The organism is Streptomyces desertarenae (assembly GCF_042681365.1).
GTDB lineage: Bacteria > Actinomycetota > Actinomycetes > Streptomycetales > Streptomycetaceae > Streptomyces > Streptomyces desertarenae.
The window spans coordinates 889266-915381 of record NZ_JBHUFU010000001.1 but is presented as its reverse complement, the minus strand read 5'-3'; the positions used below and the strand labels follow the sequence as shown (position 1 = coordinate 915381).

Below are 26116 nucleotides of genomic sequence, written 5' to 3'. Positions count from 1 at the left end.
GGAGTTGACTGGTACTAATAGGCCGAGGGCTTGACCATAGACGCTCGCGTCCACTGTGTGGGTTCTGAGACCACGACCAGGGCTGTTGCCGGCTGGTTTGATGTGTTTCATAGTGTTTCGGTGGTCACAGCGAGAGGGAAACGCCCGGTTACATTCCGAACCCGGAAGCTAAGCCTTTCAGCGCCGATGGTACTGCATGGGGGACCGTGTGGGAGAGTAGGACGCCGCCGAACGATTTGTTGAGTGGGAGCCCTGTTCCGGGTAGTGATACCGGGAACAGGGCTTCTGCCATGTCCGCGGGCTGCCCGGGCGGGAGGTGTCCCGTGGGGCGGCTGCGGGGTGTGGTGCAGGAGAGAGGGGGGTGGAGGCCCGGGAACCGGGCCCCACCCCCCTCTCCTTTTTGCATGGTGGGAGCTTGTTGCGCCGCGCGGGGCGGTGACTCCGGTCGAGCCGGCCCCGAACGCGCACCGGAAGTGGTGGTCGACGCCGGCGCCGGTGCAGGGCGCCGGGTACAGGGCCGAGGCGGGGCGCAGGACTTGGGGGAGGGGGCCGTTCCAGCCCCCGTCGCGGACGGGGCGGCCCGAGGGCGGAGACGGCGGCGCGCCCGCTGTCGAAGGGGCGTCTCAGGCGGGGTTCACGGTACGGGTCGGAAGGGGGCGCCCGGCCCCGTCGGCCCCGTGCCCGTTCCCGCGAGCTGCGGCCACCACACGCGCGCCTGCGCCTCGGAACGCATCAGCGCCAGGGTGGGCATGCCGGAGTCGTGGCCCGTGGCCAGGAGTACGGGGAGCTGCGGGATGGGCGCCACGGCCGCGATGTCGTCGAGGACGAGAGTGATTGGTGGGTCGAGCCGACCGTCGGATGACCCTGCGGCCATGCGGCGGCCGTGCTCGACCACGTCTGCGGTGAGGGCGGTGAGGAACGGCATCGTGCCGGGAGCACGGCGTGGATCCTCGATGGCCTCGCCCACAACATAGAGCGTTCCCCCCTCGGCCGCAAAGGATTCCAACGCGGCCGAATCCGCGCGGGTCGCCGTACAGGCGTTGCGGACGTGGAGTTGGGAGAGGGCGGAGAGGGCACCGCGCACGAGGCGGGTCGCGGCGTCGCGGCGTTCGGGATGGGCGATGAGGGTGGCCTCGAGTTCACCCGCGGCCCCGGCGGCCGCCCGCGGGTCGGTGCGCAGGATGCGGACGGCCTCGGCCGCCGAGCCGGCGCCGGCGGTGGCCCAGCGGTGGACCTGGCGGAACGGCTCGCCGGCGACGGCGGCGGCGTGGAGCCAGCAGCCCAGCAGCGTCTCGGCGGCGTGGTGGGTGGTCTCCTCCGAGCGCGCGGGGCTCTTCACCGGCGCGAGGAGGGCGGCCGCCCGTGCGGCGGCGGTGCGGCGGTCCTCGCAGCCGTGGTGGGGCGCCCAGCGCAGCAGGGCCGGGGCGCCGGTGAGCAGGCCGGGGTCGTAGAGGTGGACGGGGCCCAGCTTGGCCCGGGCTCCCTCGGTCTCCCTCCACAGGGCGGGATCGGAGGTGACGACCAGGGCGGGGCCGGGAGCGGCCCTGAGCGCGTCGGCGGCACGGCTGCCGTGGTCGGGCCCGTACTCGACGCCCGTGGGCGGTGCGGAGGACGCCCAGGGCGCGGCAGGGCCCGGCGGGGGGACGGGGGAGGCTGCCGGCGGCCGCACGTGGTCGGGCCCGCGCTCGGCGGGTGCCTCCTGGAAGGGGACGGGCGCCGCGGGAGCCGTCCCGGCGGGGACGGAGTGCGGTGGCGCCGCGGTGCCGCGCCGGCCGGGCGGAGACGCGGGAGCGGGAGGCGGCGCGTACGGCCCCTCGCCGCCCCCCTGCCGCGGGTTCCCGCGCCGGGCGGCGCGCAGGGCGCGCAGGCGGGCCACCGTGCCCGCGGCGAACACGCCCAGGACCGCCAGGACCATGCACTGGCCGATGAGGATGCCCCAGAACAGGCCGGGGCCCGGCAGAGTGCCGGCCTCGGCGGCCGGCCAGGCGGCGGCCAGGTCGGCCGGTTCGGAGACCAGGGAGCGCATCGCCATGGGGGTGCGCGTGAAGGCGACGCCCCGCGGCCAGGCCCCGTGCGCGAGGAGGCCGGCCAGCCCGACGGCCGTCCAGCACAGGGCGGTGACGCCGAGGAGGAAGCCCAGCAGGCCGAGGAGGAGGCCGTCGGGGATGCCGCGTCCGGAAGCACCGCCCCCGCCGGACCCCCCGCTCCCCCCGCGGCCGTCGTACGGTGCCGGCACCGTCAGGCCACCGTCTCGTCGGCGCGCGCGAGGCGTTCCATGGCGGCGGCGCGGGAGGCGGTCTCGGCCTCGAACTCGTCGGCCACGGTGTCCTCCAGGGGCGCCGGGGGGGAGGCGGACTCGGTCATGGCGCGGTCGGTGAAGACCAGCGGGCGTTCCGCCTCGGTGACCAGGTGCTTGACGACCTGCACATTGCCGTTGACGTCCCAGACCGCGATGCCGGGGGAGAGCGTGGGGATGATCTCCACGGCCCAGCGGGGCAGCCCGAGCACCTGCCCGGTGGCGCGCGCCTCGTCGGCCTTCTGGGCGTAGATGGTGCGGGTCGAGGCCATCTTCAGGATGGCGGCCGCCTCCTTGGCCGCGGCGCCGTCCACCACGTCGGACAGGTGGTGGACGACCGCCACGAACGACAGGCCGAGCCGCCGGCCGAACTTCAGCAGGCGCTGGAAGAGCTGCGCGACGAACGGGCTGTTGATGATGTGCCAGGCCTCCTCGACCAGGAAGATGCGCTTCCTGCGGTCGGGGCGGATCCAGGTGTGCTCCAGCCAGACGCCGACGATGGCCATCAGGATCGGCATGGCGATGGAGTTGCGGTCGATGTGGGAGAGGTCGAACACGATCAGCGGGGCGTCGAGGTCGATGCCCACGGTCGTCGGGCCGTCGAACATGCCGCGCAGGTCGCCGTCGACGAGCCGGTCGAGGACGAGGGCCACGTCCAGGCCCCAGGCGCGCACGTCCTCCAGGGCGACGTTCATCGCCTCGGCCGACTCCGGCTCGGGGTGGCGCAGTTGCTCGACGATGTCGGTCAGGACGGGCTGGCGGCCGGTGACCGTCTCGGTGACGTAGGAGTGGGCCACCTTCAGGGCGAAGCCGGCGCGCTCGTCCAGGCCGTGGCCCATGGCGACCTCGATGATGGTGCGCAGCAGGGCGAGCTGGCCGGTGGTGGTGATGGACGGGTCCAGCGGATTGAGGCGGATGCCCTGGTCGAGGGCGGCCATCGGGTCCAGGCGGATGGGGGTGATGCCCATCTGCTCGGCGATCAGGTTCCACTCGCCGACGCCGTCCTCGCCCTGGGCGTCCAGGACGACGACCTGGCGGTCGCGGAACCGGAGCTGGCGCAGGACGTACGTCTTCTCCAGGGCCGACTTGCCGTTGCCGGACTCGCCCAGCACCAGCCAGTGGGGGGCCGGGAGCTGCTGGCCGTAGAGCTGGAAGGGGTCGTAGATGTAGCCCTTGCCGCTGTAGACCTCGCGGCCGATGATCACGCCGGAGTCCCCCAGACCGGGCGCGGCGGTGGGCAGGTAGACGGCCTGCGCCTGGCCGGTGGAGGTCCGCACGGGCATGCGGGTGGTCTCCGTCTTGCCGAAGACGAAGCTGGTGAAGGCGTCGGTGACGGCGGTCAGCGGATCGAACGCGGCCATGGTGGGTTGCGCCTCCTCAGCGGCGGATGCCGGTCGCGAACGGCAGGGTGTTCACGAACGCACGGTGGTGCTCGCGGTCGCACCACTCCAGCTTCAGGTAGCTCTTCCCGGCCGAGGCGCGGATCGTGCGCTTGTCACGTGCCAGGGCGTCGGGGTTGCGGGAGGAGACGGTGATGTAGCCGACGAGGTTGACGCCCGCGGCCCCGGAGGCGAGGTCCTGGCCGCGCTGGTCGACGCGGCTGTGGGCGGCCACGTCGCGCGGGTCGACGGTGCGGTTCATCTTGGCGGCGCGGCTGGCCTCGGCCTCGTCGTTGGTCTTCTCCGTCAGCATCCGCTCGATGGCGACCTCGGTGGGCTCCAGGTCCATGCAGACGGCCACGGTGCGGATCACGTCCGGGGTGTGGACCAGCAGCGGAGCCAGGAAGTTGACCCCCACCGGCGTCATCGGCCACTCCTTGACCCAGGCGGTGGCGTGGCACCAGGGCTCGCGGGTGGCCGACTCGCGGGTCTTGGCCTGCAGGTAGGTCGGCTCGGCCGCGTCCAGCTCGGCGGGCCAGGCGTTGCGCCGGGTCATGGCCTGGATGTGGTCGATGGGGTGGTCCGGGTCGTACATGGAGTGGATCAGGGAGGCCATGCGGGCCTGGCCCAGCGGCTGCCGCACCCGGATGTCGGCCTCGGTGAGGCGGGCGCAGATGTCGGTGAGCTCCCGGGCCATGACGACGGCCAGGCCCTCGTCGCGGGTGAGGCGGCGCCCGGTGGAGGCGCGGCCGGCCTTGGCGATCGCGGTCGCCTCGGCGGCCAGCTCGCGGGTGTAGTGCATGCAGGCCACGAGGTAGGCGCGGTGCTGCTCGCTGGAGGTGGAGACCATGGAGAGCAGCTGGTCGTAGGAGTCCCGCAGCCAGGGGGCGGCCCGCTCGTCGCCGCGCTGCGCGACGTCCTTGGCGTGGGCGTCGGGGTCGGCGGGGAGGGTGCGGGCGAGCATCTGGAGGCGGGTGACGAAGCCGTCGCCGTTGGCCACGTGCTTGAGCAGGGTGCCGAAGCGGTCGACGAGGGCCTCCTGGTCCTCGCTGTCGCGCAGGCCCACACCGGGCCCCTCGATCTCTATGGCGGCGGTGACGGTGCGCCGGTCGGCGTGGAGGAGGACGGCGATCTCGTCGGGCCCGAAGGGGGCGGAGAGCCAGTTGACGCGGCCCACCCCGGGCGGGGGCGGGATGTCCACCTCGGTCCCGTCCAGCCGGATGCCGGCCTCGGCGGCGGTCGAGCGGTAGGTGGTGCCGCGGCGCAGCAGGCGGCGGTAACTTCGGTTGATCTCGAACCACTTGTAGTACGTCCGCCCGTTGTAGGGGACGTACACCGCGGCCAGGGCGAGCACCGGGAAGCCGACCAGGGCGACGATGCGCAGGGACAGCACGGGGATCAGCAGGCCGCTCATCATGCCGAGGAAGGCGCCCGCGATGATCAGCGCGATCTCGCCCGTCTCGCGGTTCCTGCCGATGACGGCATTGGGACGGGCGCGCCCGATCATGTACGTGCGGCGCGGTGCGACGGTGTGGGACGGGGTCGTCACCCGCGATCACCTCCGGTGCGGTGGCTGGTTGGTGCTGCCGCCGCTGCCCGTGCGGGGCGGGGGCGGTGCGGCGGGCTGGGAGGCCGCGGCGCCGGCGCCGGTGCCGGATCCGCGCGAGGCGTGGGCGGCCACGCCGCCGGAGAGCGGGTTGGCGGGGCGCGGGGCGGCGCCGGTCCGGTCCGGTCCGCCGCCTCCCTCCGCCCCGCCGCGGGCGCTGTGGGTGGTGATGCCCTGCCGCAGCATGGCGGCGGGGGAGGAGACCACCGCGGCGGCGGCCCGGGAGGCGGGGTCGGCGCCGACGTTGCGCTGGCGGACGATCTCGTCGCCGAAGCCGGGCACGAAGCGGTAGATCATCGCGCTGGCGAAGATGGCGAGCAGGATGATGGCCAGGCCGGAGACGATCGCGGAGAAGGCGTTGGGTCCCTCGTCGGAGGCGAGCGCCCCGGCGAGCCCCAGGACGATGACGATGACCGGCTTGACGAGGATCACCGCGATCATGATGCCCGCCCAGCGGCGCACGTGGCCCCACAGGTTCTTGTCGACGAGGCCGGAGTAGACGACCGTCCCCAGCAGCGCGCCGACGTACAGCAGGGCGGCGCGGATGACGAGTTCGAGCCACAGGACGCCGGCGGCGAGGACGGAGACGAGGGAGACGACGATCAGCATGATCGGTCCGCCGCCGATGTCGTCGCCCTTCTTCAGCGCCTCGGAGAAGGAGCCGAAGAACTTGTCGGTGTCGGAGCCGGCGCCCGCGGCGATGACGTCGGTGACGGCGTCGGTGGCGGTGACCAGGGTGTAGAGGATCAGGGGGGTGAAGGCGGAGGCCAGGACCGTCAGCCACAGGAAGCCGATGGCTTCGGTGAGCGCCTCGGTGAGGGGGATGCCGCGCACGGCCCGCTTGGCGACGGCCAGCAGCCACAGGACCAGGGTGAGGATCGTGGAGGCGGCGAAGACGACGGCGTACTGGCGCAGGAAGGTGGGATTGGTGAAGTCGACGGTGGCGGTGGAGGCGACGGCCTCGGAGAGCTTGTCGACGATCCAGGCGGCGGCTTCGGCGCAGCCCCGGGCGAGGGAGGCGAGGGGGTCGAGGGAGGAGAGGGCACCGTCGGAGTCGGTGCTGCCGGAAGTTCCGCCGCTGTCCTCCCTGCCCCGCTCGCAGTACTCCTTGGCAGTTCCCTCGACGAACTTGCAGGGATCCTCGCTCGGCTCCGACGAGGGCGGCGGCGTCGGGTCGGCGGCCGCGTGCGCGGCCAGCCAGAGTCCGGCGGCCTGGACGCCCGCGAACGCCGCGGCGAGCGACAGGACTCGGTGGCGGCGGCGGTCAGCGGGCATAGGTCAGTCCTCCGTACTCCTCGACGGCCTTGCTGATCTCCTCGGCTGTGGAGGCCCGGAGGTCCCCCGGCACGGGGGCGGGGCCGTCCTTCTGGGAGTCGTCGGTGATCTTCCAGTCGGAGCCCGTCCACCGCAGCTCGAAGACCCACGTCTTCCAGGTGGTGGTGACGGGGATGGTGGATCCCTCGCCCGCCAGGCCGATCAGGCCCGTGTACCAGACCTCGACGGTGGCGCTGTCCCCCCGGTACTCCGTCACCTTGGTGCCCACCGGGACGGTGCGCGAGACGAAGGTGGTGCCCTCGGGGGCCTCGCCCTGCGGGGTGAGGCCGAGCCGGGTGAAGAACTCCTCCGAGTACGCCCTGTCCTGGGGGCCCTTGATGCGCGCGGCGGCCTCGGGGGTGTACAGGGTGTCGACGAGCAGGTGCCGGTGCTCGGTCTCGAACATGCCCGTTCCGCCCAGGGCCACCGCGTAGTTGGCGGCGGCGCTCTGGGCGCCCTGCTCGGAGTGGGCGAAGCCGGAGGGGATGCCGTTGGTGCGTCCGGTGACGGGGCGTTCGCCGGTGGGCGCGGTGGGCTGGGCGCTGTTCTGCGCCCTTTCGCCGCCGGCGTCCGGCGTGCCGTCGCCGCCGCCCCGGTTGGCGAAGGCGATGGCGGCGATCAGCAGGACGACGACGCCCATCACCGTCACCATGCTCCGCCCCGGGCGCGGGGGTTGCCGCCGGGGCGCGTCGTAGGCGTCGACGACGGCCTCGTCGTCCGGAAGGCGTGTGGACGTGCGGCCGCGGCCGTACGTTCCGGGTGCGGCGAGGTTCCGGTCGTCGCCGTATCCGCCTTCACCGCCGATGCTCATGGTGCGCGCCGCCCTCTCGTCGCCCGCTCGTCGCGGCCAGGTTGGCCGGGGTGCCGTCGTGCCCTCTCCTTGACGTTAACGCCGTAGCGGCGGTTGTGGGTCCGGTGTGTGCGGGATCGCTTCCGCTCGGTGACCGGTGGTACGCCGCGTGCGCCCGCGCACCGGCGCCGCGTCCGGCCGGCCGTGGTGCGCCGGGGCCGGGCGGACGCGGGGGGCGGTTCTCGGGCTGGTGCATCGCGGAGGTTCTTTTTCCTGGTGTGTGGGGCCGCGACGGCGTTCCGCGCGGGGTGCGGGGCCGGTGCGGCACGTGTCGGCGCCCTGCCGTCCGTCCGGTGGGGACGGGGCCTCGGCAGGGCGCCGGGGCCGGTCCGCGGCCGCCCGCGCCGCCGTGTCCGTGGCGGCGGAGGCCGGTGGTGCGGGTCGGGACGTCCGGGGGTTCGGCGGCCGTGCCGGTCGTCGGGGCGCCGGCCGCCGCCGTGCCGGGGCCGGCGGGTCGGTGGGGGGTGGTTGCGGGAGGAGGCGGGGTGCCGGGTACGGCCCGGCGGTGCGGGGGGCTACACGGCCATGCCGTAGACGATGGTGAAGAGGGTGCCGAGCGACCCGATGATGAAGACGCCCGTCAGGCCCGCCACGATCAGGCCCTTGCCCTGCTCGGCGCTGAAGGTGTCGCGCAGGGCCGTGGCGCCGATGCGCTGCTTGGCCGCGCCCCAGATGGCGATGCCGAGGCAGAGGAGGATGGCCACGGCCATCACGACCTCGATCATCACGCGGGCCTCGTTGCCGAGGGATCCGAACGGGCCCCAGTCGGGGGCGATTCCGCCGATGATGGTGTTGATGTCGCCCTTGTCGGCTGCCAGGAACATGAGGTGCTCACCGCCCCAGGTGGGTTGTCAGAAGATGCGCTTCCCTTGGATTCTGACACGGTTGCGGCCGAATCGGCAGTGAACTCCGTCCTGATGCGGGAGGGTTGAGGGGTGCGGAAGGCATGGGTGGCCGTCGGGCTCGGGTTCGGGCTGGTCGCGTGCTTCATGGCGCTGCTCGTGGTCGGTACGTACACGGCCGCGTCGAACCTCTTCGGCGGCGGGGCGGTGACGCTGGCGAAGGGGTCGGTGCCGATGGCCTACCGCGACCTGGTGCAGAAGTGGGGCAACCTCTGCCCGGCGCTCAACCCGGCGCTGCTGGCGGCCCAGCTCCACCAGGAGAGCGGCTGGAACCCGAGGGCGCAGAGCCCGGCCGCCGCGCAGGGGATCGCGCAGTTCATCCCGGGCACCTGGGCGGCGCACGGCATCGACGGCGACGGCGACGGCGACCGGGACGTGTGGGACCCCGAGGACGCCATCCCGTCGGCGGCGAAGTACGACTGCACGCTCGCCCGGTACGTCGAGGAGGTGCCCGGGGATCCGACGGACAACATGCTGGCCGCCTACAACGCGGGCGCGTACGCGGTGATGAAGTACGACGGGGTGCCCCCGTACCGGGAGACGCAGAACTACGTCAAGGTCATCCGGGCGATGGAGAAGAGCTTCGCGGAGCCGCGTGCCCGCCTGTCGCCGTCGCGGCAGGCGGCCGGGGCGATCGACTTCGCGCAGAAGAAGCTGGGCACGCCGTACCTGTGGGGCGGTGACGGCACTCCGGAGGACGGCGGGCGGTTCGACTGCTCGGGTCTGACGAAGGCGGCTTACGCGAGCGTGGGGATCGAGCTGCCGCGCGTGGCGAACGACCAGTGGAACACCGGGCCGCACCCGAAGCGGAATGAGTTGCTCCCTGGTGACCTGGTCTTCTTCGCGCACGATCTGAACGATGCGCGGTCCATCCACCACGTGGGGATCTACGTCGGGGGTGGCTATATGATCGACGCGCCGTACACGGGCGCGGAGATCCGTTTCGATCCGATCGACACCCCCGACTACTTCGGGGCGACGAGGCCGACGGCGTCGTGACGCCCGAGGCGCGGACGCTCCGGTGGGCGGCGTGCGCGACGCGGCGTCGGGCCCGGCGCGGGTCACCCTCCGATAACGTCCGCGTGATCGTTCGGTGGAGGTTGGAACGCGGGGCCGGGACGGGGCGTTGTCTCGTCCGGAACGGGCATTCCGCTACCACGGGGGCCGGCAGCGAAGAGTGAAGGGCAGCATCGCGATGGCTGAATGGGAGAACCCCGACGTCGAGCTGCTCTACGACATCAACGGGTTGGCCAGGGAGGCTCCCGGCTGGGCCGACCACCTCATGGAGTACGTCGGCGAGTACGGCACCGTCGTGGCGCTGGCGCTGCTGGGCGTGTGGGCCTGGTGGACGGCCCGGCGGCGCGCCGACGCGGTGACGGCGGTGGCCGGACTGGTGTGGGCGCCGCTGGCGGCCGGGGTGGCGCTGCTGGTGAACGTGCCGATCCGGGGGTTCGTGGAGAGGCCCAGACCCTTCCTGACGCACGACGGGCTGGAGGTGCTGGTGGACGGGAAGAGGGACTTCTCGTTCGTCAGCGACCACGCGACGCTGGCGATGGCGCTCGCCGTGGGGATCTTCATGGTGAACCGCAGACTGGGCCTCGTCGGCATCCTGGTGGCGGTGTTCGCGGGTTTCTGCCGCGTCTACATGGGCGTGCACTACCCCACCGACGTGATCGGCGGCCTGGCGCTGGGCACGGCCGTGGCGCTGCTGCTGGCGCCCGCCGCGCTGGCGCTGCTGACGCCGCTGCTGCGCGCGGTGGCCTCCTCGCGGCGGGCCGGCCGGCTGGTGCGGGCCCCGCGGGCCGCGGAGCGGACCGAGGAGCCGGAGTCGGAGCGGCAGCCGTGCGGCGACCGGGGCCTGGCGGCCTGAGGGGCTCGCGGCGCGCCCGGGGGAGGCCCTGAGGAAGCGGATGCGGCAGCGGCCGTCGGGGAGCGCCCCGGCGGCCGTTCGCCTTCCCGGGCTTCCCGCTCCCCGGGCTTTCCCGGTCCGCTCCGCCCGGTGCGGGCCTCACGCCTCCTGGTGGACGGCGGCGTCGCGCCGCGCCTGGGAGCGGGCCCGGCGGGCGGGGCCGCGCCACCCGCAGGTGCAGGCCGCGCTGCAGAACGAGCCCTTCTCCGTCGTCGAGGTCCGGTGTTCCTCCGGTGGCGCGGTGCGCTGCGGCGGCACCCCTGCGCGGTTCTCCTCCTGCACACCACCACGGTACCGGCCGTGACGGGGGGCGCGGGACGTCGTTATTCGGATCGAGTTCCGAGACGTGTCCTGGGTGTCTGGGGGTCGGCAGACGATGGTGGTGGAGCGCGGGCGCAGCAGCGGGGCCGCCGCGGTCGGTGCGGTCTGCGCCGGTCTGGTGCTGGCGACCCTGGCCGCCACCGGGTGTTCCGGCCTGGGGACCGTGGCCGCCGCGGATCCGAGCGAGGCGGAGGCACGCGCCGCGGTGCGGGAGGCGGCCGGGGCGCTGGCGCGGGCCGGTACGTCGCGGGTGCGCACGACGGTGGAGATGAACAGCGGCGGCACCCGGATCACCATCAGGGGCACGGGCGCCTTCGACTACGGGAGGTGCACCGGGCGGTTGAGGGTGGTCCTGCCGAGGGAGGCGACCGGTGAGGACGAGCGCCGGCCGATCGTGGAACTGGTCACTCCGGGAGCGTTGTACATGAGGAACCGGGGCGCGGGCGTGCCCGACGGCAAGTGGGTGCGCGTGGACACGGCCGCCCTGCCGGACGGGAACCTGGTCACGGGGGGCGCGACGGACCCGGTCAGCGCCGCGGAGCTGCTGCGCGGTGCGCGGTCGGTGTCGTTCCTGGGCGAGGAGCGGTTCCGGGGCGAGACGGTGCTGCACTACCGGGGCACCGTGGATCTGGCGGCGGCGGCCCGGTCGGCGGACCGGCGCTGGCGGGAGCAGCTGGCCTCGGCGGCGGACGGGCTCTCGGGGCGCACCGTGGCCTTCGACGCGTACGTCGACGAGCGGGGGCGGCTGCGGAAGGTGCGGCACCGCTTCGTCTTCCCGCCGGCGGCCGGCGCTCCGGGCGGTACGCCGGGAGCACCGGGGAGCGGCCACCGCGGTGGAGAGGTCTCGGTGGTCTCCACGACGGTGCTGCACGGTTTCGGGACGCCGGTGGAGGTCGAGCTCCCCGAGCCGGAGGACATCTACACCGGCAGGGTCGCCGTGCCGTAGGGGGCGGTCGGCGGGGTGGCGGCAAATGGTCCGGACGTGTCATGCGCCGGGGGAGCGTCCCTCTCTACCCTGGTGCCCGGGTCGCGTGGGAGGGAGCCGGAGGAGGTGGTGCGTGTGCCCGGAACCGGCAGGTGCGCCGGTCGGCAGGTCCAGGACCGCGTGGCTCTCGACGAGATCGAGCTCTACGGGGAGCTGATGATCGCGGCGTCGGCCGCGGTCGAGGAGCGGCTCAGCCCCGCCCGCATCGACGAGGTGCTCCGGGTCGGGCGCGAGCCGGAGCGCGGGGCGCGCGGCCAGGCGGGACCGGGCCGGCCGGCCCGGCGGGGGCCGCAGGGCGCGGCCTGAGGCCCGGCGCGGACCCGCACCCGGGGTTCGGGGGCGGGGGATCCGGTGCGGGACGCCGGGCGCGTGCGCTAGGTGCGCAGCAGCCGGGCGATGGCGGCCGTGGCCTCCTCCACCTTGGCGTCCACCGCGGCTCCGTTCTCGGGGCCGCCCTCGGCGGCCGCGTGGGCCACGCAGTGGCGCAGGTGCTCCTCCAGGAGCTGGAGCGCGAAGGACTGCAGCGCCTTGGTGGAGGCCGAGACCTGGGTGAGTATGTCGATGCAGTAGACGTCCTCCTCGACCATGCGCTGGAGGCCGCGGATCTGTCCTTCGATCCGCCGCAGCCGCTTGAGGTGCGCGTCCTTCTCCTTGGCGTATCCGTGCGGACCGTGAGCGGTCTCTGGACGGGCGTCGGCGGTCGTCATACGGTCCTCCCGTGGTCCTCGTGAGGATGAATACCCCCACGGGGTATATGATACAGAATGTTCCGATCTGGGGTGATGAGACGGAGGATCCCCGGGTAGGGAGCGTGTGGTCCGATGGGTGACACTGAAGGACGCCGGTTCACTGCGACCGGCTGATGCGCCTAGCATCATCGGAACCGACAACGATGCACCTCGAGGAATCCCAGTGCGCTTTCGTCTGACCCCCAGGGAGACGAGCTTCTACGACATGTTCGCCGCCTCCGCGGACAACATCGTCACCGGCTCGAAGCTCCTGATGGAACTGCTCGGGGCGGAACCCTCGGCACGGGCCGAGATCTCGGAGCGCATGCGTGCGGCCGAGCACGCCGGTGACGATGCCACCCACGCGATCTTCCACCAGCTGAACTCCTCCTTCATCACCCCGTTCGACCGCGAGGACATCTACCGGCTCGCCTCGTCCCTCGACGACATCATGGACTTCATGGAGGAGGCCGTCGACCTGGTCGTCCTCTACCAGATCGAGGAGCTGCCCAAGGGGGTGGAGCAGCAGATCGAGGTCCTGGCGCGGGCGGCCGAGCTGACCGCCGAGGCGATGCCGCACCTGAGAACGATGGACAACCTCACCGAGTACTGGATCGAGGTCAACCGGCTGGAGAACCAGGCGGACCAGATCCACCGCAAGCTGCTCGCCCATCTGTTCAACGGCAAGTACGACGCGATCGAGGTCCTCAAGCTCAAGCAGATCGTGGATGTCCTGGAGGAGGCGGCCGACGCCTTCGAGCACGTGGCGAACACGGTGGAGACCATCGCCGTCAAGGAGTCCTGAAGCACGTGGACACCTTCGCGCTCGTACTGACCGTCGGGGTCGCGCTCTTCTTCACCTACACCAACGGATTCCACGACTCGGCGAACGCCATCGCCACCTCCGTCTCCACCCGGGCGCTCACTCCCCGGGTGGCGCTGCTGATGGCCGCGGTGATGAACCTGGCGGGCGCCTTCCTGGGCAGCGGCGTCGCCAAGACCGTCAGTGAGGGGCTGATCGAGACCCCGCAGGGCCAGAGCGGCATGGCGATCCTGTTCGCCGCGCTGGTCGGGGCGATCACCTGGAACATGGTCACCTGGTACTTCGGCCTGCCCTCCTCGTCCTCCCACGCCCTGTTCGGCGGCATGGTGGGCGCGGCGCTGGCCGGCGGCATCGCGGTGTACTGGTCCGGGGTCTTCGAGAAGGTCGTCATCCCGATGTTCGTCTCGCCGGTGGTCGGGCTGCTGCTCGGCTACCTGGTGATGGTGGTCATCATGTGGCTGTTCCGCAGGTCCAACCCGCACAAGGCGAAGCGGGGCTTCCGCATCGCGCAGACGGTCTCGGCCGCCGGCATGGCGCTCGGCCACGGCCTCCAGGACGCGCAGAAGACGATGGGCATCGTGGTGATGGCCCTGGTCATCGCGGACGTCCAGGACCACGGCCAGATCCCGGTCTGGGTCAAGGTCGCCTGCGCGATGATGCTGTCGCTGGGCACCTACGCGGGCGGCTGGCGCATCATGCGGACGCTGGGCCGCCGGATCATCGAACTGGATCCGCCGCAGGGCTTCGCCGCCGAGACGACGGCGGCGTCGGTGATGTACACCGCGTCGTTCATGTTCCACGCGCCGATCTCCACCACCCACGTGATCACCTCCGCGATCATGGGCGTGGGCGCCACCAAGCGGGTGAGCGCGGTGCGTTGGGGTGTGGCCAAGAACATCGTGCTGGGCTGGTTCATCACGATGCCGGCCGCCGCCCTGGTGGCGGCGCTGAGCTACTGGGTGGTGAAGCTGGTCGCCGGGTGACCGCGTGCCCGCGGCGCGCCTCGGAGTGCGGAGCGGGCGGACGGTGCGGACGGGGTGAGGGGCGCCCGCCCCCCGGGAGCCGGGGGGCGGGCGTTCGTCTTGCGGTGGCACCGCCATGCAGCACCGCAGACGGCCTCGGCGGGCGTCCGGCCGGATCAGCCGAAGCGGCCCGAGATGTAGTCCTCGGTGGCCTGCACCGAGGGGTTGGAGAAGATGCGCTCGGTGTCGTCGATCTCGATGAGCCTGCCGGGCTGGCCGACCGCGGACAGGTTGAAGAACGCGGTGCGGTCCGAGACGCGCGCGGCCTGCTGCATGTTGTGGGTGACGATGACGATCGTGAAGCGCTCCTTCAGCTCGCAGATCAGGTCCTCGATGGCGAGGGTGGAGATCGGGTCGAGCGCGGAGCACGGCTCGTCCATCAGCAGCACCTGCGGCTCGACCGCGATGGCGCGGGCGATGCACAGCCGCTGCTGCTGGCCGCCGGAGAGGCCGGAGCCCGGCTTGTTCAGGCGGTCCTTGACCTCGTTCCAGAGGTTGGCGCCCTTCAGCGACCGCTCGACGACGTCGTCCAGCTCGGACTTCTTGTAGGAGCCGTTGAGCCGCAGGCCCGCCGCCACGTTGTCGTAGATCGACATGGTGGGGAAGGGGTTGGGCCGCTGGAAGACCATGCCGATGGTGCGGCGCACGGAGACGGGGTCGACACCGCTGCCGTACAGGTCCTCGTGGTCGAGCATCACCTTGCCCTCGACGCGCCCGCCGGGGGTGACCTCGTGCATGCGGTTGAGGGTGCGCAGGAAGGTGGACTTGCCGCAGCCGGAGGGACCGATGAACGCGGTCACGGAGCAGGGCTCGACGGACATCGAGATGTCCTCGATGGCCTTGTGGGTGCCGTAGTACGCGGTGAGGCCGCTGACGTCGATGCGCTTGGCCATGGGAATCACTTCTCTTCTGCTACGAGGCCGGGTCAGCGGCCGGTCTTCGGGGCCTTCCAGCGGGCTATGCCGCGGGCCACCAGGTTGAGGATCATCACGAAGGCGATCAGCACGAGGGCCGCGGCCCAGGCGCGGTCGTAGGAGGCCTCGTTGCCGAGCTGCCACTGCTCGTAGACGTAGTACGGCAGTGAGGACTGGGCGCCTTCGAAGGGGTTGGTGTTGATGGACTGGGAGCCGAACACCAGCAGCAGGATCGGTGCGCTCTCACCGGCGATGCGGGCGACGGCGAGCATCACGCCCGTGGTGATGCCGCCGATCGAGGTGGGCAGCACGACCTTGAGGATGGTGCGCCACTTCGGCACGCCCAGGGCCAGGGACGCCTCGCGCAGCTCGTTGGGGACGAGCTTGAGCATCTCCTCGGTGGAGCGCACGACGATCGGCATCATCAGGATGGCCAGGGCCATGGCGCCGGCGAAACCGGAGTACCCGAAGTCCAGGATGATGATCCAGAACGAGAGGATGAACAGACCGGCGACGATGGAGGGGATGCCGGTCATGACGTCGACGAAGAAGGTGACGGCCTTGGCGAGTCTGCCGCGCCCGTACTCGACGAGGTAGATCGCGGTCAGCAGGCCGATGGGCGCCGCCAGCAGCGTGGCGATGGCGACCTGCTCCAGGGTGCCGATGAGGGCGTGGTAGATGCCACCGCCCGGCTGGAGGGTGATCACGCCGTTCATCGAGTGGGTGAGGAAGTAGCCGTCCAGCACCTTCACACCGCGGGCGACCGTCTCCCAGGCCAGGGAGGCGAGCGGGAGCGCGGCCAGCAGGAAGCTGACCCAGACCAGGCTCGTCACGAGCCGGTCCTTGGCCTGGCGCTTGCCCTCGACGACCGTGGTGAGGGTGTAGGTGGCCAGGACGAAGAAGGCGGCGGCGATCAGTCCCCACTGGATGCGGCTGGCCAGCCCGGCGGCGAGGCCGGTGCCGACGCCCACGGCGATCGAGAGCACGGCCATGCCGATCGGGGCCCAGCGCGGCAGGCGGGGCTGCTTGAGGGCGCCGCTGCCGGGGGACGGCGCGGCGACCGGGGGCTTGTCCATGACTGCGTTGCTCATCAGGCGTTCGCCCCCGAGTACTCCTTGCGGCGGGCGATGATCAGCCGTGCCGCGCCGTTCACCAGCAGGGTGATGAGGAACAGGACCAGGCCGGAGGCGACCAGGGCGTCACGCCCGATGTCGCCGGCCTCCTTGAAGGCCACGGCGATGTTCTGCGCGAAGGTGCCGCCGCCGTGGTTGAGGAGGCTGGCGTTGATCAGGAAGTTCGGGGAGAGGACGGTGGCGACCGCCATCGTCTCGCCGAGCGCGCGGCCCAGGCCGAGCATCGAGGCGCTGATCACGCCGGAGCGGCCGAACGGCAGGACGGCCATCTTGATGACCTCCCACCGGGTGGCGCCGAGCGCGAGCGCGGCCTCCTCCTGCATCTTCGGGGACTGCTTGAAGACCTCGCGGCTGACGTTGGTGACGATCGGCAGGATCATGATCGCCAGCAGGATGCCGACGGTGAACAGCGAGCGCGGGGCGCCGCTGTCGTAGGCGAAGACGCCCGTCCAGCCCAGGTAGTCGTCGAGCCACTCGTACAGGCCGGTCAGGTGCGGCACCAGGAACAGGGCGCCCCACAGGCCGTAGACGATGCTCGGGACGGCGGCGAGCAGGTCGACGACGTACGCCAGCGGGGTGGCGAGCCTGCGCGGCGCGTAGTGCGAGATGAACAGCGCGATGCCGACGGCCACGGGCACGGCGAGGACCATCGCGATGATCGAGGTGACGATCGTGCCGTAGGCCAGGACCGCGATGCCGAACACCGGCGGGTCGGCGTTGGCGTTCCACTCGAAGGTGGTGAGGAAGTTGCCCTCGTTCTCGGCGAGGGCGATCACGGCCCGCCAGGTGAGGAAGACCGCGATGGCGGCCATGACCACCAGCAGGATGATGCCCGAGCCCCTGGAGAGGCCGAGGAATATCCGGTCCCCCGGGCGGTTGACCGATCCCCCTTGGTTGTTCTCCGGTCCCCCCGGTGGTGACTTCGTCGGGGTGACTGATGCGGTAGGTGCTATGTCCATGTTCTCTCCGGTCTGGTGAGGGGTGTCATCCCCTGGCGGCGGTGCACCGGATGGTTTGCGCGTGCGGTGATGGGGACAGTGCGGGGGGTGGCGGGCGTCGCATGCGGACGCGGACGGACGGCCGGCCCCCGTCGGGGGCCGGCCGCCGGTGCGTCAGGAGAGGGAGTCGATGGTGCTGCGGACCTTGGTGATGATCTCGTCGGGGATCGGGGCGTACCCCGCGTCCGCGAGGGCGTTCTGGCCGTCCTCGCTGGCCGTGTAGTTCAGGAAGGACTTCGTCAGCTCCAGGGTCTCCTTCTTGTTGCCCTTGTCGCAGACGATCTCGTAGGTCACCAGGACGATCGGGTAGGCGCCGTCGGCCTTGGTGGCGTAGTCCAGCTCCATGGCCAGGTCGTTGCCCTGCCCGACGACCTTGCCCGCGGCGATGGCCTTGGTGGCGTTCTCCACGGTGGCCTCGACGGGCTCGGCGGCGCCGGTGTCCAGCTTCACGGTCGGGATGTTGTTGCCGGTCGCGTAGGACAGCTCGAAGTAGCCGATGGCGCCGTCGTTGTTCTTGACGTTGGTGGCCACGCCGGAGGAGCCGTCGGCCGACTGGCCGCCCTCGCCGGCCCACGCCTTGGCGGGCTCGTACTTCCAGGACTCGGGCGCGGCGGCGTGCAGGTACTCCGTGAAGTTGTCCGTGGTGCCGGACTCGTCCGAGCGGTGGAAGGCCTGGATCTTGGTGGACGGCAGGTCGGCGCCCGGGTTCAGCTTCTTGATCGCCGGGTCGTCCCACTTGGTGATCTTCGAGTCGAAGATCTTGGCGATGGTGTCCGCGTCCAGGACCAGGTCGTCCACGCCGGACAGGTTGTAGCCGACGGCCACCGGGCCGCCGACCATCGGCAGGTTGATGCCCTGGCCGCTCTTGCAGACCTGCCGGGACTGCTCGACCTCGTCCTCCTTCAGGGCCGAGTCGGAGCCGGCGAAGCCGGTCTTGCCCTGGAGGAACTCCTGGATGCCCGCACCGGAGCCGGTGGGCTTGTAGTTGATCTCGACGCCCTCGCAGGCGGCCTGGTAGTTCTTGACCCAGATGTCCATGGCGTTCTTCTGGGCGCTGGAGCCGGAGGCGAGGAGGTTGCCCTCGCCCTCGCACGCGATGTTGCTCGCGGCCTTGGAGCTGCCGCCCCCGTTGTCGCCCCCGGTGTTGTCGTCCGAACCGCAGGCGGTCAGGACCAGGGCGCCGGACACCACGGCGGCGCCGACGGCGATCGCTCGAAGCCGGTTGGTGGGCTGAAGCTTCACTTCGTTCAGTTCCTTCCTGGGGCCCGCCGGTGGGGCGGCAAGCGGTGAGGTGTGACCGGGAATCGTCGTTCAGCATCCGGGGCGGTCCACGTCCGCCGGCGACCGGGCGCGCCCCCCGTAAGGCCGAAATTAGGCAGGACAGGTGAAGCGCCCGGCGGCCGAGAGTGAACGAGAGGTGAACCTCGGCGGACGGTGCAGTTTCATCGTGGGCCTCTGGGCGGGCGGAGGGCGATTCGGCCGGGTGGGACTCCTGCGGCGGCGCGCCGGGCGGTGCCTCCCGGTGGGGGGCGGCCGTCCGGAACGCCTCCGTCCGCCCGGCTGCTCCGGCCCGGGTCCGGCCGGATCCGATCGCTCCCCGGGCGGCGCGGACGGAGGACGCGGCCGAAAACCGACGCCCGGACGCCTCCCGGCCCGGGGGCGGAGGCGGCCGGGAGGCACCGCGTCCCGCACGCGGCCGGGACCCGTCCCGCACCCTGCCGGCGGCCTGCCCGAGGCGTGCGTCCGGCGCCGCCGGCCCGCCGGCCCGCCGCCCTGTCGTTCTCCGGCCCGACGTGGCACCATCCGCGACGGTGACTCGTTGTGCACCGGTAGGCGTGACGTGCGGCGCGATGGGCGCACGGATGCGGGAGGGGAGAGGCGTGGGACGGCAGGGCGGTGGCGCCGACAGGGTCCGCGGAACGCGGCCGGGGAGGCCGGCGGGGGCCGTGCCCAGGGGGCTGGTGGTCGCGTGCGCGCTGGTGTGCGCGCAGCTCGGGCTGCTGGTCCCGGCGGGGACCGCGTACGCGGCACCGGGCGGGCCCGGTGCCGGCGGGAGCGGCGTGCAGGCGCCCGCCGGGACGCCGCAGCCCGGTACGGGGGGCGGGGCGGGGAGCACCGGGGCGCCGGAGTCCGGTGGGGACGAGGACGAGGCCGCCGCGGACGAGCTGGAGAAGCTCCGCAGGAAGATCGAGAAGCTGCACGACCGGGTGGAGTCGGCCACGGAGAAGTACAACGCGGCCGACGAGCGGGCCGAGGAGCAGCAGCGCGAGATCGTCCGGCTGGCCGGGCTGATCGTGCGGACCCGGGGGCAGCTGGACGATCTGGAGGACCGGGCCGGGGCGATGGCGCGGGCCCAGTACCGCGGCAGCGGGCTGCCGCCGGGGGCGCAGCTCGTCCTGGAGGACGACCCGGAGGACTTCCTGCGCGACCTCGGGCTGCTCCGCAAGGGCGAGCGGGCCACCAGGGGCCTGATCGCGAAGCTGGAGACGGCCCGGCAGGACCTGGACGACTACGCCGAGGAGGCCACCGGCCGCTGGGCCAGGCTCAAGGCGGACCGCAGGAGGAAGGCGGACGCCAAGAGGAGCATCGAGGCGGAGCTGGCGAAGGCCGAGAAGCTGGAGTCGGAGCTGGGGGCCGACGAGCTGGAGCGGCTGCGGAGCCTGGAGGACGAGGCGGCCTGGGCGCGGCAGGCGAGGTGGCTGGAGTCGGGGGTGCTGGAGGAGATCGACGACAGGGCCTCCGAGCGCGGCAGGAAGGCGATCGCCTACGCGATGGCCCAGATCGGCAAGGACTACGAGTGGGGCGCCGAGGGGCCGCTCACCTACGACTGCTCGGGGCTGACGATGCGCGCCTGGGAGGCGGCGGGCCTGCGGATCCCGCGCACGTCGCAGGAGCAGTGGAGGCGGCTGGCGAGGGTGGAGGTCACCGACATGCGCCCCGGCGACCTGATCGTCTACAAGGGCGACGCCAGCCATGTGGGGATGTACGTGGGCGACGGCGTGATGGTCCACGCGCCGCGGACCGGCCGGCAGATCACCACGGCCGGGGCGGGGTCGCTGCCCATCCTGGGGGTGGTGCGCCCCGACCGGTAGGGGGCGGGTGCGCCGGGGCGGCGCTCCGGCCGTCCCGCACCGGCGACCGCCAGCCGTTTGGCATATGCCACAAGGCATTCCGTGCAGCCCTCCGGGCCGCTATGGTCACCCGGGGCGCCTCCACCCGGCGCCCGAAGTGCCCTCGGGGGGAGGGAAGAGGACGACAGGCATGCCCGTATCGATGGGCAACGAAGCGGAGGCCGCGGTACTGCCGCGGTCGGCGGACGGGACGAAGGCCCCGTCCGCCGGCAGCCTGACGCTGCTCGTCATCGAGGACGACCCGGCGGGCTCGCTGGCCGTGCCCGAGATGCTCGACGCCTCGGGGGGCCGCCTGAGGGTCCGCACCGCCCGCAACCTCACCGAGGCCGAGCGGCTGCTCACCGACGACGTCCACTGCATCCTGCTCGACCTGGCCCTCACCGACGGACCGGCCGTCCCGGGTGCCCCGGCGGCCGCCTTCCCCGCCGCGCGCGGCGGGGAGGGGGCGGTCCCGGAGGAGGGGGAGAGGGACGAGCTGGAGATCCTGCGCCGGGTACTGCGGATGGCCCCCCGGCACGCCGTCCTGGCCCTCACCGCTGAGGACGACGCCGAGCGCGCGGCCGAGGCCGTACGGGTCGGCGCGCAGGACTTCCTCTTCCGCGGCGAGCTGGACGGCCGGGTGCTGAACCGGGCCATCCGCTACGCCGTCGAGCGCAAGCGGGCGGACCTGGCGCAGCGGCAGCTCACGGAGTCCCGGCTGCGGGCCCAGGAGAACGCCCGGCTGGAGCGCGGTCTGCTGCCCACGCCGCTGCTGGACGGCTCCGAACTGCGGTTCGCCGCCCGCTACCGGCCCGGCCGCTCCCGGGCCCTGCTGGGCGGCGACTTCTACGACACGGTGCGCACCGCCGACGGGACCGTCCACGCCATGATCGGCGATGTGTGCGGGCACGGCCCGGACGAGGCGGCGCTCGGGGTGGAGCTGCGGATCGCCTGGCGGGCGCTGACCTTCGCCGGGCTCTGCGGCGACCAGCTGCTGGGGACGCTCCAGCGGGTGCTGGAGCACGAGCGCTCCAGCGACGAGATCTTCGCCACGATCTGCACCGTCGACATCGCGCCCGACGGGCGGCGGGCCGGGCTGTGCCTGGCGGGCCACCCCGCGCCGCTGGTGGCGGGCGGCGGGCGCGGTCCGCGGCTGCTGCCCTACGGCGAGGGCGGCGGTCCGGCGCTGGGGGTGCTGCCGGGTGCCCGCTGGCCCCGCACCCAGGTGCAGCTGGGCGGCTCGTGGAGCCTGATGATGTACACCGACGGGCTGATCGAGGGCCGGGTCGGCCAGGGGCGGGCGCGGCTGGGCCAGGAGGGCATGCTCGGGATCGTCGGGCAGCGGATGGCCGCCGGGCTGCGCGGCGAGGCGCTGCTGGACGCCGTGCTGACCGAGGCGCGGGAGCTGAACGGCGACGAGCTGACGGACGACGTGGCGGTCATGCTGCTCGACCGCGGCTGAGCCGGCCGGGAACGGGCCCGGGGGCGGCGCCCCGCGACCGGGGGACGCCGCCGGGGGCGGGAGCGCGGACGCTCAGCGGCCGCCGTTGTACGGGCCGTAGGGGCCGTCGCTGCTGCTGCCGCGGCGGAAGCCGCCCCGGCCGCCCCCGCCGACCTGGATGAGCGCGGGCCGCACGTCCACCATGTACACGATGTTGGCGATCAGACCGGCGACGACCAGGAAGATCATGCTCAGGAACAGGTTCACCGCCACGGTCACACCGAGGATGATCAGCCAGAAGCCCTTGGTCTTCTTGTCCGCGGCCCGGTAGGCGTCCTCGCGGCGCAGGGCCGCGTCGACGAAGCAGAAGATGCTGAACACGAGCAGCCCCAGGAACACCCAGGACATCAGCCCGTAGAAACCCTCCAGAAGCACTCTGGCACCATCCCGTCCGTAGCCGGTCGTCGGTCCCCACGCTACCGGTACCGGGACCGGACACGAAGGGCGTGCCCGGTCCCGGGGGGATCACGACCGGCTCGTGCCCGCGTCCGTCCCGCCGGCCGTCCGCGCGGAGGACCCCGGGGCGGACCCGTCGGCGGTCTTCTTCGCGGTGGCCTTCTTCGCGGTGGCCTTCTTCGCGACGGTCTTGGGGGTCGGCTCCTCGGCGCCGGTCCCCCCGGCGGTGCCGGCGGCATCCCTGCGGGCCGTGCTCTTCTCCGCCGCGGTCTTCCGGGTGGCGGTCCTCTGGGCCGCGGTCTTCTGCGCCGAGGTCTTCTGGGCGGCGGTCTTCTGCGCGGTGCCCTGGCGGGTGCCGCTCCGCGCGGAGCGCGGCCTCCCCTCCTCCCCGCCCGCCTCGACGACGACGGCCTCGCCGCGCCGGGACGAGGCCGGGGCGGTCCTGACGACGGCCTTGCCGCCGTTCTCCTCCCCGCCGCGCCAGGTCCGCACCGCGCCCCGGCCGCGCTCGGCCAGCTCGCCGTACCCCTCGCGGGCCTTCACGGCGTACTCGGCGGCGAGCCCGATGCCCTGGAACGCCAGGTGCTGGGCCTGCTCGCGCAGCTTCCTCAGGTCGGTGTCGAGCCCGGAGAGGGCGGAGGTGAGCCGCGACTGGGTCTGCTTGGCCTGCTGGGCGAGGCGCTCCTGCACGGCCTTGGGGTCGGCGGTCTTGTCCTTGACGGCGGCGAGGCGCTCGGGGGCCACCTCGCGGATCTTGTCGATCACCCCGGCGGCGAAGTACAGGGGCGTGGGGTCGGCCAGCGCCTTGCGCAGGTCGCCGGCCTTGTTGGTGGCCTTGGTCGCGGTACCGGCGGCGCCGGTGCTCTTGTCGGGCATGAGGGTCCCTCCTGGTTACGGTTCTCGGGGCTTCGCGTCGGTGGAGGGGGCGTCCTCGGCCTCTGCGGCGGAGGCGTCCTCGGCGTGTCCGTTCTCCTTGCGGAACGACCCGTAGATCTGGAGCAGCACCTGCTTCTGCTGCTCGTTGATCGACGTGTCGGCCAGGATCGCGCTGCGCACCTCCAGGCCGGCCTGCTCCCTCTCGTCGAGGATTCCGGCCCGGACGTAGAGCGTCTCGGCGGAGATCCGCAGCGCCCGGGCGAGCTGCTGGAGGATCTCGGCGCTGGGTTTCCGCAGTCCGCGCTCGATCTGGCTGAGATACGGATTCGACACCCCGGCGGCGTCGGCGAGCTGCCGCAGGGAGAGCTGCGCGCTGCGCCGCTGCTCCCGCAGGAACTCGCCGAGGTTGCCGACATGCAGTGAAGCCATGCCTCCACCGTGCCCTGTTCCGCTAACTTTTGCAAGCATGTGCTTGCTGGAGTTGCTCCATCGGGTGGTTCCCGCGGGTGTGACTTCCAGCGTTGGCTGTCACATTCCACCGCTTGTTGTCACGGCTGTGGCGTGCAGAGCGGGTGCATGGGATCGCCGGCGTGACATGCGACCTGTCCCGGTGGACGTGAAGGCCCTTGATGACTCGGCGGTCGGCCGGTTCTGGGCGGAGGCGCTCGGCTGGAGTGTCACCGGCGAGGGATCGGGCGCGACCGCCGCCAAACCCGTCGGCTTCGACTGGCTGGACCCGGTCGGCGTGTGCATCGACGTCATCGCCGTCCCGGAACCCAAGACGGCAGCGAAGAATCGTGTGCACGTCGATTTCGCCACCACCTCTGCGGTCCACCAGGCGGAGTTGGTCGCGCGTCTCAAAGCTCTCGGTGCGACGCCCGCCCATGTGGGCCAGGGGGACGTGCCGTGGACGGTCCCCGCTGCCCCGGAGGGCAACAAGTTCTGCATCCTCGCCCGGTCCTGACAGCAAACCTTCCCCCCCGTGGGGGTTCGGTGTCCCGGTCGATCCGGGGCGCCGAGAGCTTCTGCGCCGGGGCGCGTTCGGCGTGCTCGCCGACCACGCCGCTCAACTCGAGTCACAACTGCTCGTCGCGCGGATGGAGTGTCCTTCCGCGATGCGCTGGATGTGGTCGCGGCGGCTTCGGCTGCCTCGGGGTGGTGGGCGAGGACGACCAGGAGCGGAATCGAAGCACCGCAAGGGCTGCGGAGGGGGTAGCTGATCGACTGGTGGATCCGTTCGGCCTCCTCGACGAGGGGGAGGAGTTCGGCTGCGGCATCTTCATCGGGTGAGCGGAGCAGGCGGCCCGCGATTTCGAGGACGGCACCCGTGGCGACGGGGGCGTCTGGAGGGTCGGTGTATGCGGTCGACCGCAGGTTCTTCCGTGGCTCCGCGCCGCGACGGTGGAACAGCCCGTGGCGCCGTGCGGCCTCAGCGTCGATCACCCGTGCCGGTTCAGGAGTAGCTGCGTGGGACCGGGCTTGTGGCCAGGTCATGAAGATCAGAGCGACGACGCCGCGGAGGCCCTGGAGGTACTGCGCAGTGGGGATGATCCGTCCGGCGCTGCTGACCTGTTTGGGATCGTCCGGGGAGAGGAACGACAGGAGCCTTCTTTGCAGCGCGAAGAGGGCATGCCGCGATCGGGACCCTTGGGTATCGGATCTGTGTCCCGGGAAGCCGGGGTGAGATCGGCTCCGCAGGCCGGGCTCGCTGCCCGTAGCTTTCCCTGCCTCGGGGTCCCTCTGCACCGGAGGGGATGCAACTCGCTGTCCCGGGGACGGGCGATGAGAGCGTTGCTGTGACGGTTCTGGACCAGTTCTCCGCAATGGTGGCAGTGAGCGTTTTCCATCCTCGGTCTGAGCTGGTCAGATGCAGGCAGGGGACGGCTCGGACGAGGCTGGTGGTGCGGATGGTCGAGCACCGCAGTTTGCGGAGGAGCCGCCAGGACTTGAGGGTGACGCGGCCTGCTCGACCGTCGATCGCGTCGTACTTGCCGCGAGCGTGGCGAGTGCCACGGTCGGGGACGTTGACCTCGACCACCATCAGGCCGGCCGCGGTCAGCACGCTGGTCAGCCCGGCCCCGTGGGAACCAGTGCACTCCACGCCTATCGTCCGCACGACACCGAACGAGCCGAGCCACGCCAGCAGGGCGCGGTAACCCTGCGTGGTGGTGGGAAACTCCCGGTCGGCCACAGGCCGCCCCAGCGGGTCGGCCACCACGGCGTGGTGGGTGTCGGTGTGGGTGTCGACCCCGGCGAAGACTTCGCTCTCGGGGTGCTGATCGGTCATGCCGGGCTGCTGCCTTCTCATCGTACGGACAGAGCAGCACGCGCCCGGTCGGGACCGGGCGGACACGACAGCGACGGGGCTTCTCGCACAAGCTCCTATGAAGTCACGACGCCCTTCCGGCCGCGTGCGACGGCGTCGCCGATCAGGCCGACAGATCAAGGGAAGGACACGGGAGGCCCGGTCAGTCAGCCCAGGCGTCGGACCTGTCGGCGACACCATCACCCATCATCACTGTCCGCCCGGCAGGTAATGCCGACCTCGGCGAGGGCGTCGACGATGTCGTGCTCGCGGGCGGCCCGGACGTCGTGGACGGCACCGGGCAGAGCCGGTGCGGCCCACAAGTAGCCGGCCGGGAGGTGCCCCCAGTCGATCGGCAGCAGGGTGCCATCGAGCAGTACGAACGCCTTCGACGATGCCGTCCGGGCCGCCTCCGCGAGGGTAGGGGCAAGCGCGGCCAAGAGTTCGACCGCCTCGGTGATGTACCGGTAGGCGGCCGTGGTCCCGGTGCCGAACCCGGCCGCGAGCCGGGCATACGGATGGCCGTTGCGGAGATGGGCGAGCGTGAGCAGGGCCTGCCGGCCTGGGCTCAGGCGCCGCCACCTGGTACCGAGCTCCCGACGCCGTTGACGGAGAGGGGAGGACAGGAAGCGCAGGGCGGAGCTGGACACGTCGGTGCCGCACGGGCAGACAAGCACACGAAGCCTCTGGTGGAGGTGGTTCTTCTTGGTCGAAAACCCATCTACCAGGGGCTTCGCCTGCCTGTCAG

Annotated in this window: 23 protein-coding genes, 1 rRNA gene and 4 pseudogenes; 10 read left to right on the top strand and 18 right to left on the bottom strand. The window is 72.2% G+C overall.

The window, feature by feature from the left end; genetic code table 11:
• Positions 1–116: 116 nt before the first annotated feature.
• Positions 117–233 (top strand): 5S ribosomal RNA (rrf, locus tag ACFSJS_RS04120).
• Between the two features lie 401 nt (positions 234–634).
• Here the strand turns inward: rrf and ACFSJS_RS04115 are convergent.
• From ACFSJS_RS04115 to ACFSJS_RS04090, 6 genes are all read right to left on the bottom strand, one after another.
• Positions 635–2236, bottom strand: a complete 1602-nt coding sequence (locus ACFSJS_RS04115) for a type VI secretion protein (RefSeq protein WP_380896713.1) — start codon at positions 2234–2236, stop codon at positions 635–637.
• 2 nt (positions 2237–2238) lie between these two features.
• Positions 2239–3657, bottom strand: coding sequence for an ATP-binding protein (locus ACFSJS_RS04110; protein WP_380896711.1), 1419 nt, complete (start codon positions 3655–3657; stop codon positions 2239–2241).
• A 16-nt stretch (positions 3658–3673) separates the two neighbouring features.
• On the bottom strand, positions 3674–5224 hold the full coding sequence (locus ACFSJS_RS04105; protein ID WP_380896709.1) for an SCO6880 family protein: 1551 nt from the start codon (positions 5222–5224) through the stop codon (positions 3674–3676).
• A 6-nt stretch (positions 5225–5230) separates the two neighbouring features.
• On the bottom strand, positions 5231–6556 hold the full coding sequence (locus tag ACFSJS_RS04100; protein ID WP_380896707.1) for a hypothetical protein: 1326 nt from the start codon (positions 6554–6556) through the stop codon (positions 5231–5233).
• Entirely contained in the window at positions 6546–7406 is an 861-nt protein-coding gene (locus ACFSJS_RS04095) for a DUF8175 domain-containg protein (protein WP_380896705.1), read from the bottom strand. Before ACFSJS_RS04095 ends, ACFSJS_RS04100 begins: the two co-directional genes overlap by 11 nt.
• A 554-nt stretch (positions 7407–7960) precedes the next feature.
• Entirely contained in the window at positions 7961–8269 is a 309-nt protein-coding gene (locus ACFSJS_RS04090) for a hypothetical protein (protein ID WP_155071031.1), read from the bottom strand.
• A gap of 111 nt (positions 8270–8380) precedes the next feature.
• Between ACFSJS_RS04090 and ACFSJS_RS04085 the strand changes: the two genes are divergently transcribed.
• Positions 8381–9346, top strand: a complete 966-nt coding sequence (locus ACFSJS_RS04085) for a C40 family peptidase (protein ID WP_380896703.1) — start codon at positions 8381–8383, stop codon at positions 9344–9346.
• A gap of 196 nt (positions 9347–9542) precedes the next feature.
• Positions 9543–10217, top strand: coding sequence for a phosphatase PAP2 family protein (locus tag ACFSJS_RS04080; RefSeq protein ID WP_380896701.1), 675 nt, complete (start codon positions 9543–9545; stop codon positions 10215–10217).
• A 138-nt stretch (positions 10218–10355) separates the two neighbouring features.
• Here ACFSJS_RS04080 and ACFSJS_RS04075 read toward each other — a convergent pair whose 3' ends face one another.
• On the bottom strand, positions 10356–10538 hold the full coding sequence (locus ACFSJS_RS04075; RefSeq protein ID WP_380896699.1) for a hypothetical protein: 183 nt from the start codon (positions 10536–10538) through the stop codon (positions 10356–10358).
• Positions 10539–10632: 94 nt separating this feature from the next.
• Between ACFSJS_RS04075 and ACFSJS_RS04070 the strand changes: the two genes are divergently transcribed.
• The gene (locus ACFSJS_RS04070; protein ID WP_465269789.1) at positions 10633–11523 is read left to right on the top strand and encodes an SCO4651 family lipoprotein; all 891 of its coding nucleotides are present in this window, start codon (positions 10633–10635) and stop codon (positions 11521–11523) included.
• A 159-nt stretch (positions 11524–11682) separates the two neighbouring features.
• The gene (locus ACFSJS_RS04065) at positions 11683–11868 is read left to right on the top strand and encodes a hypothetical protein (RefSeq protein ID WP_380896806.1); all 186 of its coding nucleotides are present in this window, start codon (positions 11683–11685) and stop codon (positions 11866–11868) included.
• 68 nt (positions 11869–11936) lie between these two features.
• Here the strand turns inward: ACFSJS_RS04065 and ACFSJS_RS04060 are convergent, their stop codons facing one another.
• Positions 11937–12269: a metal-sensitive transcriptional regulator gene (locus ACFSJS_RS04060; protein ID WP_380896694.1), complete on the bottom strand. Its 333-nt coding sequence runs from the start codon at positions 12267–12269 to the stop codon at positions 11937–11939.
• Between the two features lie 205 nt (positions 12270–12474).
• Here ACFSJS_RS04060 and ACFSJS_RS04055 point away from each other — a divergent pair, with 205 nt between their 5' ends.
• Both ACFSJS_RS04055 and ACFSJS_RS04050 read left to right on the top strand, forming a co-directional pair.
• A complete protein-coding gene (locus ACFSJS_RS04055; protein WP_162466081.1) occupies positions 12475–13095 on the top strand; it encodes a DUF47 family protein in 621 nt (206 codons plus the stop codon).
• Between the two features lie 5 nt (positions 13096–13100).
• Positions 13101–14096 (top strand): inorganic phosphate transporter, encoded by a 996-nt coding sequence (locus ACFSJS_RS04050; protein WP_380896692.1) that lies wholly within the window; start codon positions 13101–13103, stop codon positions 14094–14096.
• Between the two features lie 155 nt (positions 14097–14251).
• On the opposite strand, the gene pstB is transcribed toward ACFSJS_RS04050, so the two are convergent.
• The 4 genes from pstB to pstS form a co-directional block, all read right to left on the bottom strand.
• Positions 14252–15028 (bottom strand): phosphate ABC transporter ATP-binding protein PstB, encoded by a 777-nt coding sequence (pstB, locus tag ACFSJS_RS04045; protein WP_380896690.1) that lies wholly within the window; start codon positions 15026–15028, stop codon positions 14252–14254.
• A gap of 32 nt (positions 15029–15060) precedes the next feature.
• Positions 15061–16140: a phosphate ABC transporter permease PstA gene (gene pstA / locus ACFSJS_RS04040; protein WP_380896688.1), complete on the bottom strand. Its 1080-nt coding sequence runs from the start codon at positions 16138–16140 to the stop codon at positions 15061–15063.
• A complete protein-coding gene (gene pstC / locus ACFSJS_RS04035) occupies positions 16140–17141 on the bottom strand; it encodes a phosphate ABC transporter permease subunit PstC (RefSeq protein ID WP_380896686.1) in 1002 nt (333 codons plus the stop codon). Before pstC ends, pstA begins: the two co-directional genes overlap by 1 nt.
• Before the next feature lie 153 nt (positions 17142–17294).
• Positions 17295–18422 carry a phosphate ABC transporter substrate-binding protein PstS gene (gene pstS / locus ACFSJS_RS04030; protein ID WP_380896684.1) on the bottom strand — a complete coding sequence of 376 codons (1128 nt, stop codon included), beginning with the start codon at positions 18420–18422 and terminating at the stop codon, positions 17295–17297.
• A gap of 704 nt (positions 18423–19126) precedes the next feature.
• Between pstS and ACFSJS_RS04025 the strand changes: the two genes are divergently transcribed.
• Both ACFSJS_RS04025 and ACFSJS_RS04020 read left to right on the top strand, forming a co-directional pair.
• Positions 19127–20272, top strand: coding sequence for a C40 family peptidase (locus tag ACFSJS_RS04025; RefSeq protein WP_380896682.1), 1146 nt, complete (start codon positions 19127–19129; stop codon positions 20270–20272).
• 64 nt (positions 20273–20336) lie between these two features.
• Complete coding sequence (locus tag ACFSJS_RS04020; RefSeq protein WP_380896680.1) at positions 20337–21752, top strand: PP2C family protein-serine/threonine phosphatase; 1416 nt, start codon at positions 20337–20339, stop codon at positions 21750–21752.
• 72 nt (positions 21753–21824) lie between these two features.
• Here ACFSJS_RS04020 and ACFSJS_RS04015 read toward each other — a convergent pair whose 3' ends face one another.
• The 3 genes from ACFSJS_RS04015 to ACFSJS_RS04005 form a co-directional block, all read right to left on the bottom strand.
• Positions 21825–22166 carry a DUF2516 family protein gene (locus ACFSJS_RS04015; RefSeq protein WP_380896678.1) on the bottom strand — a complete coding sequence of 114 codons (342 nt, stop codon included), beginning with the start codon at positions 22164–22166 and terminating at the stop codon, positions 21825–21827.
• 90 nt (positions 22167–22256) lie between these two features.
• A complete protein-coding gene (locus tag ACFSJS_RS04010) occupies positions 22257–23063 on the bottom strand; it encodes a hypothetical protein (protein WP_380896676.1) in 807 nt (268 codons plus the stop codon).
• Between the two features lie 15 nt (positions 23064–23078).
• A complete protein-coding gene (locus tag ACFSJS_RS04005; protein WP_380896674.1) occupies positions 23079–23492 on the bottom strand; it encodes a helix-turn-helix domain-containing protein in 414 nt (137 codons plus the stop codon).
• Positions 23493–23658: 166 nt separating this feature from the next.
• Between ACFSJS_RS04005 and ACFSJS_RS04000 the strand changes: the two are divergent.
• Positions 23659–24015 (top strand): annotated as a pseudogene (locus ACFSJS_RS04000) (VOC family protein); the annotation flags it as partial.
• Positions 24016–24915: 900 nt separating this feature from the next.
• Here ACFSJS_RS04000 and ACFSJS_RS27990 read toward each other — a convergent pair.
• The 3 pseudogenes from ACFSJS_RS27990 to ACFSJS_RS03990 all read right to left on the bottom strand — a co-directional run.
• A pseudogene (locus tag ACFSJS_RS27990) lies at positions 24916–25023 on the bottom strand (IS5/IS1182 family transposase); the annotation flags it as partial.
• Between the two features lie 24 nt (positions 25024–25047).
• A pseudogene (locus ACFSJS_RS27985) lies at positions 25048–25350 on the bottom strand (IS110 family transposase); the annotation flags it as partial.
• A 233-nt stretch (positions 25351–25583) separates the two neighbouring features.
• A pseudogene (locus tag ACFSJS_RS03990) lies at positions 25584–26045 on the bottom strand (helix-turn-helix domain-containing protein); the annotation flags it as partial.
• Positions 26046–26116 lie beyond the last annotated feature (71 nt).